At 59.6% G+C, this 14,538-nt stretch carries 15 protein-coding genes; 7 read left to right on the top strand and 8 right to left on the bottom strand.

From position 1 onward, the window contains the following. Positions 1-221 precede the first annotated feature (221 nt). The 7 genes from DES53_RS07490 to DES53_RS34020 all read left to right on the top strand — a co-directional run bounded on the left by DES53_RS07490 (position 222) and on the right by DES53_RS34020 (position 7,341). Positions 222-1,823 (top strand): PA14 domain-containing protein, encoded by a 1,602-nt coding sequence (locus DES53_RS07490; RefSeq protein ID WP_113957610.1) that lies wholly within the window; start codon positions 222-224, stop codon positions 1,821-1,823. A gap of 61 nt (positions 1,824-1,884) precedes the next feature. Beyond that, on the top strand, positions 1,885-3,351 hold the full coding sequence (locus DES53_RS07485) for a DUF7133 domain-containing protein (protein ID WP_113957609.1): 1,467 nt from the start codon (positions 1,885-1,887) through the stop codon (positions 3,349-3,351). Positions 3,352-3,379: 28 nt separating this feature from the next. Continuing rightward, positions 3,380-3,583 carry a hypothetical protein gene (locus DES53_RS07480; protein WP_113957608.1) on the top strand — a complete coding sequence of 68 codons (204 nt, stop codon included), beginning with the start codon at positions 3,380-3,382 and terminating at the stop codon, positions 3,581-3,583. A gap of 97 nt (positions 3,584-3,680) precedes the next feature. Continuing rightward, positions 3,681-4,472: a class I SAM-dependent methyltransferase gene (locus tag DES53_RS07475; protein ID WP_113957607.1), complete on the top strand. Its 792-nt coding sequence runs from the start codon at positions 3,681-3,683 to the stop codon at positions 4,470-4,472. 190 nt (positions 4,473-4,662) lie between these two features. Beyond that, positions 4,663-5,196, top strand: a complete 534-nt coding sequence (locus tag DES53_RS07470) for an RNA polymerase sigma factor (protein WP_113958126.1) — start codon at positions 4,663-4,665, stop codon at positions 5,194-5,196. Positions 5,197-5,217: 21 nt separating this feature from the next. Further along, on the top strand, positions 5,218-6,651 hold the full coding sequence (locus DES53_RS07465) for a YfbK domain-containing protein (RefSeq protein WP_113957606.1): 1,434 nt from the start codon (positions 5,218-5,220) through the stop codon (positions 6,649-6,651). Positions 6,652-6,879: 228 nt separating this feature from the next. Continuing rightward, the gene (locus DES53_RS34020; protein ID WP_113957605.1) at positions 6,880-7,341 is read left to right on the top strand and encodes an SMI1/KNR4 family protein; all 462 of its coding nucleotides are present in this window, start codon (positions 6,880-6,882) and stop codon (positions 7,339-7,341) included. A gap of 48 nt (positions 7,342-7,389) precedes the next feature. On the opposite strand, the gene DES53_RS07455 is transcribed toward DES53_RS34020, so the two are convergent. The 8 genes from DES53_RS07455 to DES53_RS07430 all read right to left on the bottom strand — a co-directional run bounded on the left by DES53_RS07455 (position 7,390) and on the right by DES53_RS07430 (position 14,503). Next, complete coding sequence (locus tag DES53_RS07455; RefSeq protein ID WP_113957604.1) at positions 7,390-8,766, bottom strand: (Fe-S)-binding protein; 1,377 nt, start codon at positions 8,764-8,766, stop codon at positions 7,390-7,392. Further along, entirely contained in the window at positions 8,763-8,894 is a 132-nt protein-coding gene (locus DES53_RS33830) for a hypothetical protein (protein WP_281270136.1), read from the bottom strand. The genes DES53_RS07455 and DES53_RS33830 overlap by 4 nt, the downstream gene beginning before the upstream one ends. A gap of 2 nt (positions 8,895-8,896) precedes the next feature. Beyond that, positions 8,897-9,034 carry a hypothetical protein gene (locus tag DES53_RS32850; RefSeq protein WP_170156936.1) on the bottom strand — a complete coding sequence of 46 codons (138 nt, stop codon included), beginning with the start codon at positions 9,032-9,034 and terminating at the stop codon, positions 8,897-8,899. Between the two features lie 11 nt (positions 9,035-9,045). Next, positions 9,046-10,470: an FAD-binding oxidoreductase gene (locus DES53_RS07450; protein ID WP_113957603.1), complete on the bottom strand. Its 1,425-nt coding sequence runs from the start codon at positions 10,468-10,470 to the stop codon at positions 9,046-9,048. Positions 10,471-10,647: 177 nt separating this feature from the next. Beyond that, positions 10,648-11,658: a carbohydrate kinase family protein gene (locus DES53_RS07445; protein WP_113957602.1), complete on the bottom strand. Its 1,011-nt coding sequence runs from the start codon at positions 11,656-11,658 to the stop codon at positions 10,648-10,650. Between the two features lie 41 nt (positions 11,659-11,699). Further along, the gene (locus DES53_RS07440; protein ID WP_113958125.1) at positions 11,700-12,500 is read right to left on the bottom strand and encodes an ABC transporter ATP-binding protein; all 801 of its coding nucleotides are present in this window, start codon (positions 12,498-12,500) and stop codon (positions 11,700-11,702) included. 11 nt (positions 12,501-12,511) lie between these two features. Continuing rightward, a complete protein-coding gene (locus DES53_RS07435) occupies positions 12,512-13,639 on the bottom strand; it encodes a Gfo/Idh/MocA family protein (protein WP_113957601.1) in 1,128 nt (375 codons plus the stop codon). Positions 13,640-13,672: 33 nt separating this feature from the next. Then, the gene (locus DES53_RS07430) at positions 13,673-14,503 is read right to left on the bottom strand and encodes a class I fructose-bisphosphate aldolase (RefSeq protein ID WP_113957600.1); all 831 of its coding nucleotides are present in this window, start codon (positions 14,501-14,503) and stop codon (positions 13,673-13,675) included. Positions 14,504-14,538 lie beyond the last annotated feature (35 nt).

The raw sequence follows: 14,538 nt of genomic DNA, 5'->3' as shown, positions 1-14,538 counted from the left end.
GTCGGTGTAGCATATTGCTGGTATACCAGCGGTGTGCGCAAGTTAAAACGAGAACCTTTTCAGGATGCTTTCATCTTTTCGGAGAAAATTTCTTCATCCCCTCCGAAGCCCGTCCGTGCCCTCACTTGGCAGGTTTCTAACAAAACGCGTCCAAAGGTCGCATAGAAACCGCCCAAACTGTTCGTTATGTCGCACCCTTTTCGCAAAAAGTCACCTCGCCCATGAAGCAGCTCCTGCCCTCATTCCTGTGTCTGTCCGCCGCTCTCTGCCTTCACGCAGAGCCCCCGGAAATGCAGACCGTGCGCATCAATACGATGACCGCACAGATGAAGTATGATGAGAACGAGTTCACCGTGCGGCCCGGACAACCCGTGGAGGTGGTGTTTCAGAATGGCGACGACCTGCCGCACAACCTCGTCTTCTGCAAACCGGGCACCAATGTGGTGGAACTGTCCATGAAACAGATGGAGACGCCGGAACTCGCGCTCAAGCGCAACTGGCTGCCTGAGGATCCTCGCATCCTGTTTCACACAAAGATGCTGAACCCCAAGGAGCGAGAGGTCATCCGCTTCACGGCTCCGGAGAAAGCGGGCGTCTATCCTTTTGTCTGCACCTTCCCCGGCCACGCCATGACCATGAATGGCGAGATGAAGGTCATCCCGGAAGGCGAAGGACTCAAGGAGCTGAAGTTCAAGATGTACTTGGGAGACTGGAAGCAACTCCCCGACTTCTCCAAACTGACGGAGGTACATCGCGAAGGCACCATCGAGGACAACCTGATCCAGGTGAAGCTGGACGACTACAAGAACCAGTTCGGCGTGGTGTACACGGCGAAGATTCACGCTCCGCGCACGGGCAGCTACCGCTTCTTCCTCACGTCGGATGATGGCGCACGAATCCTCATCGATGGCAAAAAGGTCGTGGAATATGATGGCATCCACCCTGCCGGAAGCATCAAGAGCGCTGGTGTGAAACTCGATCAGGGTGAGCATGAGTTCCGTTTGGAGTACTTCCAGGCGGGTGGCGGCATCGAGATCTACGCTGCGTGGAAGGGCACCGACTTTGATATCACTCCCCTCTCCACCTGGCGTCCCAAGGGCTGGAAGGAAGGCGATGCGAAAAAGAAGCCAGACACACTCGGCATGCCACTCGCCGTGGGTAGCGAACCGATGATCTATCGCAACTTCATTGCTGGCGCGGGCAATCGCGGCATCGCGGTGGGCTATCCCGGCGGCATCAATATCGCCTGGAGCGCCGAGAGCATGAATCTCGCGCTGGTATGGCGCGGCGCCTTCATGGATGCGGCCCGCCACTGGAACAGCCGAGGAGGTGGTTACCAGGCACCGCTGGGCTACGATGTCCTGCGTCCCACGGGGGAGGTGACTCCCGCGTTTGCAGTCGCGGATGGCAGCAGCGGAGCCTCCTGGCCCACGTGGAACAAGGAACAGCGCTACGATGGGTATATCTGGAAGGGATACACCCTCGATTCAAAGCGCGTGCCCACCTTCCGCTATGAATGGAATGGCGTGTCCGTGGAAGACACCTTTGCCACAAACGGCACCGGCACCGGCCCGGATGCCAAGCTCACACGCACCATCAAGCTCAAGGGGAACATTCCCGCCGGCGCACTCTTCCGCCTGGCCAATGGCAAGCTACAGCAGAAGGACGGGGCCTTCCTCGTGGAAGCTCCAAAGTTCTCCCTGGATGGGAACACCTTCAACAACCAGTTCCTCGTCTCCGCGAAGGGCGCTGAGGCAAAGGGCGAGAACCTCGTGGTACCTGCCACCTCAGAAATCGTGGTCACCTACACCTGGCCGAAATAACCAGCTGCCTCTCCCACCGTCTCATTCTCCCCCGCCCTTTTCCTTCTTCTTTCTCCTCCCCATGAACTTCCGTTCCGCAGCCCTGCTCCTTCCGGCCCTGCTCGGTTTTGCTGTCGCCACGCACGCCGCCGAAGCGCCCAAGGAGTCCGACTATTACAAAATCACCACTTATGATACACCCAGGGAGACCGCCATGGAGGTGGGCTCCATCGAGCTGCTGCCTGAGGGCAAGCTGGCCCTGGGCACCCGCCGTGGCGAAATCTGGGTGGTGGACCACGCCCGCGAGGCGGACCCCAGCAAGATCAAATTCCAGCTCTTCGCCTCGGGCCTGCATGAAGTGCTGGGCCTCGCGTGGAAGGACGGCTGGCTCTACGCCACCATCCGCTATGAGATCGTGCGGCTGAAGGACCAGGACGGCGATGGACGCGCAGACATCTTTGAACCCGTGAGCGATGGCTGGGGCGTGAGCGGCGACTACCACGAGTACGCCATCGGCTCCCGCTTCGACAAGGACGACAATCTCTGGGTCACGCTCTGCCTCACGGGTTCCTTCAACAGCAACATCGACTTCCGCGGCTGGGCCCTGCGCATCACGCCCGAGGGCAAGGTCATCCCCACCTGCAGCGGCATCCGCTCCCCCGGCGGCATCGGCTTTGATGCGGACGGCGAGGTTTATTACACGGACAACCAGGGCCCCTGGCATGGCTCCTGTACCCTGCAGCATCTGGTGCCCGGCACCTTCCAGGGACATCCCGGCGGCTTCCGCTGGTATGAAAAGACTTCCCTCAAGAAACCTGTCGAGCCCAATGACAAGAGCCGCATGGTGACCGAGCGCGCCCGTATCAAGGAACTCGTGCCACCCGCCGTCTACATGGTGCACGGGAAGATTGGCAACTCCTCCAGCTTCATCGTGTGCGATGAGTCCAAGGGCAAGTTCGGCCCCTTCGAGAAGCAGCTCTTCGTCGCCGACCAGTCACACTCGAATGTCTCGCGTGTCTTCCTCGAAACGGTGAATGGCGTGAAGCAGGGTGCCGTCATCCCCTTCCGTTCAGGGTTCCAGTCCGGCCTCATCGGCGGTCGCATGGACAGCGAAGGCCGCCTCTATGTCGGTGGTTCCGATCGTGGATGGGGCGCGCGCGGTGGCAAGCCATATGATTTCGAGAAGCTGGAGTGGACCGGCAAGGTACCGTTCGAGATTCACGAAATGCATGCGAAGCCAGACGGATTCGAGCTCACCTTCACTGAACCGGTGGACCCTGCCACGGCTGGAAATCCCGCCAGCTACAGTCTTCGCGCCTTCACCTACATCTACCAGGCGGAGTACGGCAGCCCCGAGGTAGATGAGGTCCTGCCGAAGATCACCGCCGCAGAAGTGGCGAAGGACGGCAAGTCTGTGCGCCTGCGTCTCTCTCCCCTGACCAAGGGGCACATCCATGAGCTGCATCTCGATGGTGTGAAGTCGCCTGTGGGGCAACCACTGCTGCATCCGGTGGCGTATTACACCCTCAATGAAATTCCCGAAAAATAGGTCGTCGCACCGTGGCAAATCTGTCACAATGCGTGAAACCATGGCGAGCCAATCCCCCATTGACCCGGCTAAGTTCTACGAGCAATTTCTGGCTGAGCGTGAAGAGATCCTGAAACACAAATGGATCGAAAGCACGAAGGCGCAGGAAGACATCGGCTTTGAGCGAGCACTCACCGAGTGGATCTCCGAGCACCGTGAAGGCTGGCGTGATGGCCTGGCTGGTGAGAATTGAGGTTCACTGATATCTGCGAGCCTCTGCTGGGCGTGGTGAAAATAGGAATCTCGCCACTTGCGTTCAGAATTGACCCGGAGTTAGGACTGGTCCCGAGATGAGCACCGCTCCTTCCTCGGTCACCACAGCGGCGGACAGCATGATTCCGCCTCCCGAAATGGACTTCGTCGGAGGCGGCGACTTCGCGGCCATTGGCAATAGTTTCCTCCCGCTCTTCATCAAGCCCGGCGGATTGAAGCCCCATCACCGGGTGCTTGATGTGGGCTGCGGCCTGGGGCGGATGGCAATCCCCCTGACGCGCTACCTGAACGAAGAAGGTTCCTATGACGGCTTCGACATTCGCGAGGATGGTGTCAAGTGGTGCCTGGAACGCATCGCGCCGAAGCATCCGCGATTTCGCTTCAAGTTGGTAAAGCTTCACAACAGCCACTACCTGCCAGATGAAAAGGAGGACGCATCGTCCTTTCACTTTCCGTACCCCTCGCGTTCCTTCGACTTCGTCATTCTCACCTCGATATTCACACACCTGCAACCCGAGGTGACCTTGAACTACCTCGACGAAATCAACCGCGTGCTGAAGCCGGCTGGGCGGATGTTTGCCACGTTCTTCCTGTACGCGAAGGGCGCTGCGCCAAGACCCGAGCGGGTAGCATCGCATTTGACGTTTCCCCACGCCTACAAGCACTACCGCCTGCAGGTGGAGAACAATCCCGGAGCCGCCATCGCCTACCAGGAGAGCTGGGTCACGGCCCAATGCGAACGCCGTGGCCTGCAGATTCGCTGGCCCGTGCACCATGGTTTTCAAGACAACGTCATTGCAGAGAAGAAACGGGATTTGCCGCTGAAGCACCGCTGGAGACGCTGGCGTGCCCGGCTCTTGGGCCGGTGACGTGACCTCTGGCCGGGGTCCTACCCGCGATCCAGGACAAATGGGGATGGCACAAAGGCAGTTCCGGCAAGTTTTCCCCTTGCCGCGATTCTAGGGTATGCCGATACTACTTTTTGTACTGGCTGGAGGTTTTGTACGCCAACACTAATAAATGGGCCGCTAAATCGTTTCTGAGATGAGCAATGTACCCATGCCATCACAGTCAAGCGACCCGGCCGGAACGCTGGTGCGGGAAGCCCTCGCACAGCATGAGAGCAATCTCATTGGGTATGCCACCAGCATTCTGGGGGGTGACGAAAATCGTGCCCGGGATGTGGTGCAGGACACCTTCCTCAAGCTCTACCTCGCGGATCCTGATCGCGTGCGGGAGAACCTCAAAGCCTGGCTCTACGCCGTATGCCGCAATCGCGCGCTTGATGTCCTCCGCAAGGAGCACCGCCTCAGCTTCACCGACGACCAGGACACGCTCGACTGGCTTGATGAATGGCAGCCCGATCCCAGTGACGACGCCAGCCGGGAAGAGATGCTCGAGCACGTCTGGACCACGATGGAGCAGCTCCCTCCCAACCAGAAGGAAGTCCTCCGCCTCAAATTTCAACACGGCCTCAGCTACAAGGAAATCTCCGGCATCACCGGGCTCAGCGTCACGAACGTGGGCTTCCTCCTCCACACCGCCATCAAGCGCCTGCGCAAGCTCATGAACCATGCGCTGGCCGAACCTTGATCCTCTCAACCCCCATTTTCCATGAACTCCCAAGACTTCAACCCGCCTGACCTCACCGCCTATGCGATGGGTGAGCTGCCGCCCAACGAAGCGGCCCGCGTCAGGCAGCATCTGGACCAGTCGCCCGAAGCTCGCGCTGAGCTGGAGCAGATTCAGGTCATGCTGACCGCGCTGAATCAGGCCCCTCCCATTCCCGTGCGTGCCCTGCATCCGCGCCAGCGCGAAACGGTGCTCTCCATGGGTCAGGCTCCCGCCGTGCCGGCGGCCGGCGCTTCCCGCTCCTCCAGAGTGGTCCCCTTTCGCCCGCCGCAGTCCCGCGTGCCGTATGCCAGACCAGCCGCCAGTGTCGGCTGGACCGTTTTCAAGTATGCCGCGGCAGCCGCGCTCACCGTGGGTGCCTTTGTGCTTGGCCAGAAGACCTCCAATTCGTTCAGCGGAGGTTTCCTGACCCAGAGTGAGACCTCACTCAAGGACCTCGTCGATCAACCCACCGTCCAGAGGTTGGTGGCAGGCACCGTATCCGCAGAGGCGCCTGTGGAACCCGCCCCTGCAGCGGCAGCACCTGTGCCGGCTACGGTGGGCTCCCAGATCTTGGGTTCGAGCCGCGTCAGCACGCCTGCCAAGTCCGTGGTCGCCGTTGCCGCCGTGGTGGAGCGAGCCGAGCCTGTAGCTACACCTCCCGCACCTACTCATCAGAGCTCTTCCTCACTCAAGGGTTTTGCTTCAACGGCATCCTCCGCTGAGTCCCGCGTGAGCATCACCCCGAAGCTCCTGCGCAAGCCCCCCATGCCGCGTGAATTCGCCGATGTGGTGCTGGCTTCTCCAATGCCGGTCAACGTGAAGCCTGAGCCCCAGCGCAAGCCTGAGCCGCAGCCCGCCTTGCAGGTGCACTCCTGGAAGGCGGAAATCGCCTCCTGCCCCTGGGATTCCAGCCGCCGCCTGATGCGTTTCGTGGCCCAGGTTCCCGTGGAGCAGAATGGCATCCAGCATCAGGAGCAGGACTACAAGCTCGTGGCCAAGTTCGACCCCTTCCACGTACAGGCTTTCCGCCTGGTGGGTGAGAAGCACATGCCGCCGAACGCCGCCGGCACGCAGGCCACCCGCTTCGCCTGGTATGAGATTGTGCCCAATCGCAATTTCAATCCCTCAGGGGATCGTCCGGTGACCATCGGCACCATTTCGCTGGAACAGCCTCGTGGTTCGCAACCCCAGGACCTCCGCCCACTGCCCCTGGTAGACCGCGGCATCGGCTGGCAGGAAGCGCGTGAAGACTTCGCCTTTGAAACGGCCATGATCGGCTGGAGCCTCCTGCTTCAGGGCACCGAGAACATCGGCAACCTGAACTACAAGCTCGTGCTCGATCTCGCCGAACAGTACCGCGGTGAAGATCCGAAGGGCGAGCGTGCCAAGTTCATCCAGGTGGTGAAGCAGGCGCAGAGGTCGGTGGGATTGTAACTGAGAAGCTTTCCCCTTTTACACCAGGCCTCAGTTACAGGCGGTGGCTTCTTCACCTGCATACGAGCAACAGGTGGATGCCTCTGAGCATGTATTCCGTCAACGAAATGCGAATCATCGAGGCATTTCGACGGGATGCACGTGTCGAGTTGTATTGGCAGTGGTAACGGCCAATACAACACCTAATTTGCAGACCGATTAGAGCATTCCAGACGCAGACTCAATTCTATGTTTGAAGCAGTATCGAAAGGGCCCGCCTGCTGTTCCGCGGATATTGAAGAGTTCGAAAGCTTCCTCCACACCGAGCTACCTGTCGAATACAAGAATTTTCTAATGCAATTCAACGGGTGCATCCCGGCGTACAACTGCGACAGCCATCATACGCCAATCGACCTTCCGGGTGGCAAAACAATTACCGTTCATCAATTCTATTCATTGTCGAATCAATGCGAGCCTATTCGTAATCTGCATGAGGAGACAGAGAACTGCATTGGCTTTCTGCCATCCACTGCATTTCCATTCGCTCATGACTCGTTTGGAAATGTTCTTTGCCTCGAGTGTGATTCGGGGAATGTGCATTGGATACTGCTCGAAGAACGATACACGCTTGACTACATGCGTGTCTTTGACCTGGGCGTTACGTTCAAAGTCTTCCTTGAAGGCTTACAAGCTGGTCCATATTCAGAGTAACCGAGTCCGAGGCTCAACGCATCGACTCTGGGAGATCCTGCGCTTTCATTACGAGTTGCAACGGGTTGCTTCTTGGCAAAAGCGCGAGTCACCCTTCTCCCGCCGGTACGCCTCTGCCAGCAACGTCACCGGCTGCGTCACCTCACGGCACATCGCCTGCACGCGATTCTTCAATCCAAACGCCAGTTGCAGATGGCACCCCGGATTGGACGTCGCCACCGCACAAGCACCGGTCTGCTCAATGTTGCCCAGCTTGCGATCCAGCAGCTTCGCCGATTGCTCCGGCTGGGTGATGTTGTAGATGCCGGCACTGCCGCAGCACCAGTTGCTCTCGGGCAGTTCGATCACCTTCAATCCAGGAATGGCATTCAACACCGCACGCGGCTGACTCATCACCTTCTGCCCGTGGCAGAGATGGCAGGACTCGTGGTAGGTCACCTCAGGCACATGCACACCTGCCTGTGGCTTACGGAAACCGATCTGCACCAACCATTCGTGAATATCCTTCACTTTCGAATCCCAGAGCGCAGCACGCTCCGCGTACGCAGGATCATCATGCAGCAGGTGTCCGTAGTGTTTGAGATGGGAGCCGCAGCCACCGGCGTTGGTGATGATGGCGTCGAGTGTTTCCACCTCGAAGGCATCAAGCTGACGTCGCGCCAGTTCCTTCGCCAAATGCGTCGCGCCATTGTGCCCGTGCAGGGATCCGCAGCAGGACTGCACCCGTGGCGTGATCACCTCACACCCATTGGCGAGGAGCACATCCACCGTGGCACGATTCACATCCGGGAACACGAGGTCCTGCATGCAGCCCGTGAGCATACCCACGCGATAGCGATGTGTGCCTTGCGGCAGCTCGACGGTATTGATGATGGCATCCGAAAAGTCCGGAGCGATGCGTGGTGACTGGGGCTCCAGATCACGCAGACCTTTGGGAGCCAGGCGCGTGAGTCCGAACTTCCGCACAAAACTCTCCACTCCACTCTGCTGGTACCAGCGCATGAGCACTCCCACAAAGCGCAACAAGCGCGGCTTCATGAAGAGCACCTCCAGCGTGAGCCAGCGCCAGAAGTCACGCTGCCCATGGCCCGCGGCACCGGTTTTCTCGATGTCCGCTCGGGCCGTCTCGAAAAGCTCCACGTAGTTCACGCCTGCGGGGCACGCTGTCTGGCAGGCCAGGCAGCCGAGGCAGTAGTACATCTCATCCGCGAAGGACTTGCTGACCGTGGCTTCATCATCCGCGATCGCCCTCATGAGGGCGATGCGACCACGCGGGCTGTTCCGTTCCCGCTTGGTCTCCATGTAAGTTGGGCACGTCGGCAGGCACATGCCGCAGTGCATGCACTGCTGCAGGACGGAGTAGTCCAGCTCCTTGAGCAGGAGTTTGCCAGTTTGCTTCTGAGTCCCCGCCCGCTCCGCACTCATTCGATCACCACGGAAGACACCTCGAACTCAGGCTTCACCTTGTGTGTGTATGCCACACCGGCGCCCAGCGCCAGCAACAAGACCGCCACCATCAACAAACCAACAACGAGGAGTAGACGTGAGTTCATAATCAGTTCCACCAAAAACCCTTTACTTCAAAACTCGGCAGACCGCCCCACAGCAACCACGCAAGACCCAGTGACACCACGAGGAGAAGCACCACCGCCAGACCAGCCAGCATGAGGATGCGCGCATTGGATGGGCTCATGAGAAGACATTTTAATCAAAGATCTTTCCTGGGTTCAAGAGCCCATTGGGGTCGAGTGCCTTTTTCACCTTCTGCAAAAGCACGTAGCTCACATCACCAAACTGCTGACGTAGAAAGGCCTTCTTTGCGAGGCCCACACCATGCTCCCCAGTCACCGTCCCGCCGACCGCAAGTGTCTCATCCACAATCTCCTGCAGCGCCAGCTCCACTCGATGCATTTCCTCGGTATCCTTCTCATTTGTCAGGAAGGTGGGATGCAAATTCCCATCTCCCATATGGCCAAAGGTTCCGATGAGGAGGCGGTGTTTCGCCGCCGTCGCATTGATGAACTTCACCATGCGGGCGAGTTCGCTGCGGGGCACCGTGACGTCTTCCAAGATGGTCGTGGGTTTCACTCGAGCCAGCGCGGAGAAGGCATTGCGTCGCGCAGAGGCGAGTCGCGCGCCTTCCGCATCGTCTGCCGCCATTTTCACTTCACGGGCTCCATGGCTCCGGGCAATCTCCATCATGCGTGAGGCTTCATCCTCTACTGCAGCAGGATGACCATCCGTCTCCATGAGCAGCAGCGCCTCCACATCCGTGGGCAGGCCGATGCGCGCATAGTCCTCCACGCACTGCACCGTCATGCGGTCCAGAAACTCCAGCGTGCAGGGGATGATGCGTGCCGCAATGATGGCGCTCACCGTTTCTGCGGCCGCCTCCATGGAGTCATACATGGCCAGCATGGTGCGTCGTGCGGCTGGACGCGGGAGCAATTTCAACAGCACTTCCGTGATGATGCCCAGCGTGCCCTCGCTACCGATAAACAAATCCTTCAACGAGTATCCGGCAACATCCTTCACGCATTTGTTTCCCAGGCGTGAGATCTCGCCATCCGGCAACACCACGGTCATGCCCATGATGTAGTCCCGCGTAACGCCATACTTCAGTCCACGAAGCCCGCCGCTATTCTCAGCGACATTCCCACCGATGGTACTGATCTTCATTGAACCCGGGTCGGGCGGATAGAAGAGGCCGTGCTTCGCAGCAGCGTCATCAATCTCTTTCGTGATCACGCCGCACTGCGCACGCATGGTGAGATTTTTCTCATCCAGCTCGAGAATGTGGTCGAGCTTCACGAGGCAAAGCACCATGCAGCCTCCCATCGGCACGCTGCCGCCACTCAAGCCAGTGCCGCTTCCACGCGTCACGACTTGCCTCCCCTCGCGTGCGGCCAGCTTTACGCACGCAGAGACTTGCTCCGTGCTGCGAGGAAACACCACGCACGCAGGACGCTGCTTCAGCGCCGCCGTACCATCGAAGCTGTACGGAATGAGATCCTCGTCCGCCGTCAGCACCGCCTCTGCGCCGACGATAGCACGAAGCTCCGCAAGCACCGCCTCGTTCAAAGGCTTGGCAGTTGCGTGAATAATCGCGGATGGAACAGAACTACTCATGGGATGCGGCAGCCAAAGAAAGTAGTCCGCCAAGCCTCGGCGGCAGGGTGGCGCAACCCACAACTTTGCCAAGCACCCTGGCTCCAAATCCATCCACGACTGTCTCTTGTATCTTCTGCATTCGGATTGGAAAATCAAGAGTCATGCAACGAACCGCCGAAGCTCGGCGGACTACTTTCAAAGACTGCGGTAGCCATAGGCTTCACCAAGGTTCAGGCATTCATCCACAGGACGCAAACCCAAGGAGGGCGTGGCATGCGTGAGACACGCGGCAGCAGTGCATACGGCGGTCTTCAGACAACGGGAGACGTCCCACTGTTCATGCCAGCCATGCAAATAGCCTGCGGCAAAGGCATCACCCGCGCCCGTGGCGCCCACGATAAACCCTGTGGGCAGCTTCAAGGAGCTTTGCTTGGCGACCGCTCCATCTTTTGAAACGACCACACCACCCTCCACAAAGTGGATCACGACCTGCTGTAGCACGCCTCGATCCAGCAAGGCTCGCGCGGCAGCCACACAACCGTCCACATCAACGGCCTCGCCCTTCTTCAAATTCATACCCGCCACCTTGCCGGCCTCGATTTCATTGATGATCAGCACGTCGGTGTACGGCAAGGCACTCTCCGCAATCTCACGGAACTGCGGGTTCTCCGTGCTGACGATGTCCACCGAAGTAGTGAGCCCGCTTTTCTTCGCGGCTTCCAAGGCGAGCGAGGCGCGTGTGCGACCGCTGCTCACAAAGCTGTCCATCGCATCCAGCAGCATGAGATAGCCGAGATGGAAATGCTTCGCGTTCGTCGCGGTGAAGTCCACATGGGTTTCATTGAAGTGCGCATTCGCCCCGCGCTGATGGAAGAAGGTACGCCGTCCCGTGGATACCACTGTCATGGCGTCCGTATAGCTCGTGGGTGAGCTCGCGGTGTGATGAAGCTGCCGCGTATTGATCCCCGTCTTTGCGCAGTCCTGCTGGATCCACGCGCCGTTGGCATCATCTCCCACCAACCCACAGGCCTCCAGAGGATAGCCCACGCCCATCGCGGCGAGGTCCTTGAGCACATTGTACGGTCCGCCTCCATTGCTGGAGGTCTCCGAGCGGATGCTCGAGAGCATGTCCTGCTCCGGCCACGCGTCGATGATCTTCACGTAGTCGATGATGAAATTACCCGCGGCGAGGATTCCGGTGCGCATGGAGAGGGAACTCAAAGGTCAACGATTAGGTGTCAGCGGGATCAAGGATTGAGCAGTGTCAGTCGATACCGGTCACCACCCGCTTCCAGGCTCAGCGGCGCGCCATACGCCTCGCTCAAGCATTCACTGGTGAGCACCTCCTGTTTGGTGCCCGAGGCGAGCACGGCGCCTTGTTTCAGCACCAGCACATGGGTGAAGCACGGGAGAATCTCCTCCACGTGATGCGTCACCAGCACCATGGACGGTGCGCCGGGCGCGGTCGCAAGCTGTTGCAGCCATCCGAGGAAGTGCTCACGCGCCACGGGATCGAGACCAGCGCAGGGCTCATCAAGAATGAGTACGTGGTATTTCGACATCAGCGCTCGGCAGATCAAAATCTTCTGTCGTTCCCCCTGGGAAAGCACGCCCCAAAATGAGTCTGCAAGGTACCCGCAACCGATACGCTCCAATAGTGCACGCGCCTCGGTGCGCACCTCCGCACTGACTTCGCCCACCAGATTCAGCATGGCCTCGCGACCACTGGCCACGGCATCCAGCACGGGTTCGCCAGGTTCCAGATAAGACGTGAGTGTGCTCGTTACCAGGCCTACACGCTTGCGCACTTCGCGCCAGTCCGTGCGGCCGAATTCGGAGCCATCCACCGTGATGTCTCCAGCAGTGGACATCTCATAGCCGGTGAGGCAGTTGATAAGTGATGTTTTTCCACATCCATTTGGACCCAAGATCACCCAGTGCTCCCCTGCCCCGACACGCCAGTCCACGCCCTTGAGGATCTTCCGGTCGTTGCGCTCATAGCGCAGACCGGAGATGTTCAGGACGGGAGCGTTGCTTGTATCCGCCATGGTGTGGGTGCTCACAGGGAGAGCTTCACTGCCGTGCCAGTCTTCTGCGATTCCAGCGCGGCGGCGAATATCTCCTGCGAAGCCACCGCCTCCTCCACCGTGGCGCAACCGAAACGATCGCCCAGCTTGCCCTCACGCTCCATGAGGAACGCGGCCCACATCTGCTGAATCACATCCGGGAATCCCGGTTCGAAGATGCCACCCGTCACCGCCTTAAACGGCGTGCCAAAGCCAAGGTCCGTCTGTTTCCAGTACTGCTCCTTGCCGCCCTCGAACACCCAAAGGGTCTTGGGATGCTTCGTGGAGTAGCGCACGCCCCCCTCGGTGCCGAGCACTTCGATGAACCACGTATTCGTCTCTCCGGGAGCCAGGCGCTTCATCTCCAGGCGAAGGGGCGCCTCCTGCCCACCAATGTCCGCCCACGTGTGCAGCACGGCGTTGTCCCACGTATCGCAATCAGTCATGCCGCCCTTGCCATCCGGGCGCTGGGGGTAGCCCTTCTGGAGCTGGGCGAAGAGTGACTTGGGCTTCCACCCGAAGCGGAGCGGCAAGTGGCATGCATGCATGCCAAGGTCACCCAACACGCCAATCTCACCGCAAGTGCGGCTGAAACGTTTCCAGTTCGCAGGCTTCGTGGCATCCAGGTCACTGCTGTGATGGAAGCCGGACACAACCTCCAGCACACGACCGAATTTGGCGACCTTCACCGCCTGCACCACACGCTGCGCGCCGGGGAAGAAGGGAAACTCCGAACTGCACCGCGTGTAACGGCCCGTCTTCTTCACGACAGCAGCAATGTTCTTCGCTGCAGTGAGATCGAAACCGAAGGGCTTCTCCGCGAAGAGATCCTTCCCTGCCTCAAGCACATCAATATAGATGCGCTCATGCAGGTTGTGCGGCACGGCCACGTACACCACGTCCACGGCGGGATTCGCGAGCAACTCCTTGTAGTCACCCGTGAGCTGCGTGCAGGAAGGGATGCGCTGAAACCAGTTCCGCACGTCCTCCACCACGTCCGCCACGGCGACGAGTTCCGGTTTCACCTCCACGTCCGTGAGGGCGCACCAGCGCCCAAAGGCGCTGGCCATTTCACGGCCCATGAGGCCGCCACCAATGATGCCGATACCGACAGATTTCATCGTGAGGAAATTTGATGCTGGTACTGTCGAGGACTAGGCGATGAGCTTCAGCGCGTCATCCACGCTGACGTTGTCATGCACCATGGCCATGAGCGCTCGGGTGATGCCCTTGGGATTTGGGTGCTGGATGATGTTGCGTCCGTACACGATGCCCGCGGCGCCCTGCTTGAGCAGTCCTTGGGTGCGCTCGAGGATCTCGCGATCGCTCACACGACCGCCGCCACGCACCAGCACGGGGATGCCACCAGCGGTCTCCACCACTTGATTGTAGAGGGAGACATCGTCCGTGGGGTCCGCCTTGATGATGTCCGCCCCGAGTTCCACGGCCTGGCGTACGAGGTGCATGATCTGCACCACATCGCCATTCACCATGTAGCCACCGGCTTTTTCATTCGGCTGGAAGACGAGGGGCTCCACCATCATCGGCATGCCGTAGTAGTCCGCCTGCGGCTTGAGCTTCAGAATGTTCTCCACGCACTGCTCGTGGACTTCCGGCGCGCCGGGAATCTGGAAGAGATTCACGCACACGCACGCGGCATCGAAACGCACCGCCTGCAGCATGGTCTCCTCAATCATGAGGCTGAAGCGTGAAGTGGGCAGTTCCTTGCCGTAGATGTTCGCCACGTCCGTGCGCAGCACCAGGGAAGGCTTCTCGCGCCCGGGAATCTCCTGCAGGTGACGCGCCTGCCCTACCGTGAGCTGGATGGCATCCGGAGCGGCGTCCACGAGGGTCTTGATGACCTTGGGCATGGACTCGATGCCCTGGAGGAAGCCTGGCTGATTGAAGAAACCGTGGTCCACGGCGACGTCAAAGCAGCGTCCGGACTTGGCGTTGAAGAGGCGATTGAGGCGAAAAGACTTCATTGGAATGGGTTAGCTATGCTGGAAAGGCGGGCGGT

The sequence above is a fragment of the Roseimicrobium gellanilyticum genome, assembly GCF_003315205.1.
In the GTDB taxonomy this organism is placed as follows: domain Bacteria; phylum Verrucomicrobiota; class Verrucomicrobiia; order Verrucomicrobiales; family Verrucomicrobiaceae; genus Roseimicrobium; species Roseimicrobium gellanilyticum.
This window is presented reverse-complemented; position numbering and strand designations above follow the sequence as displayed.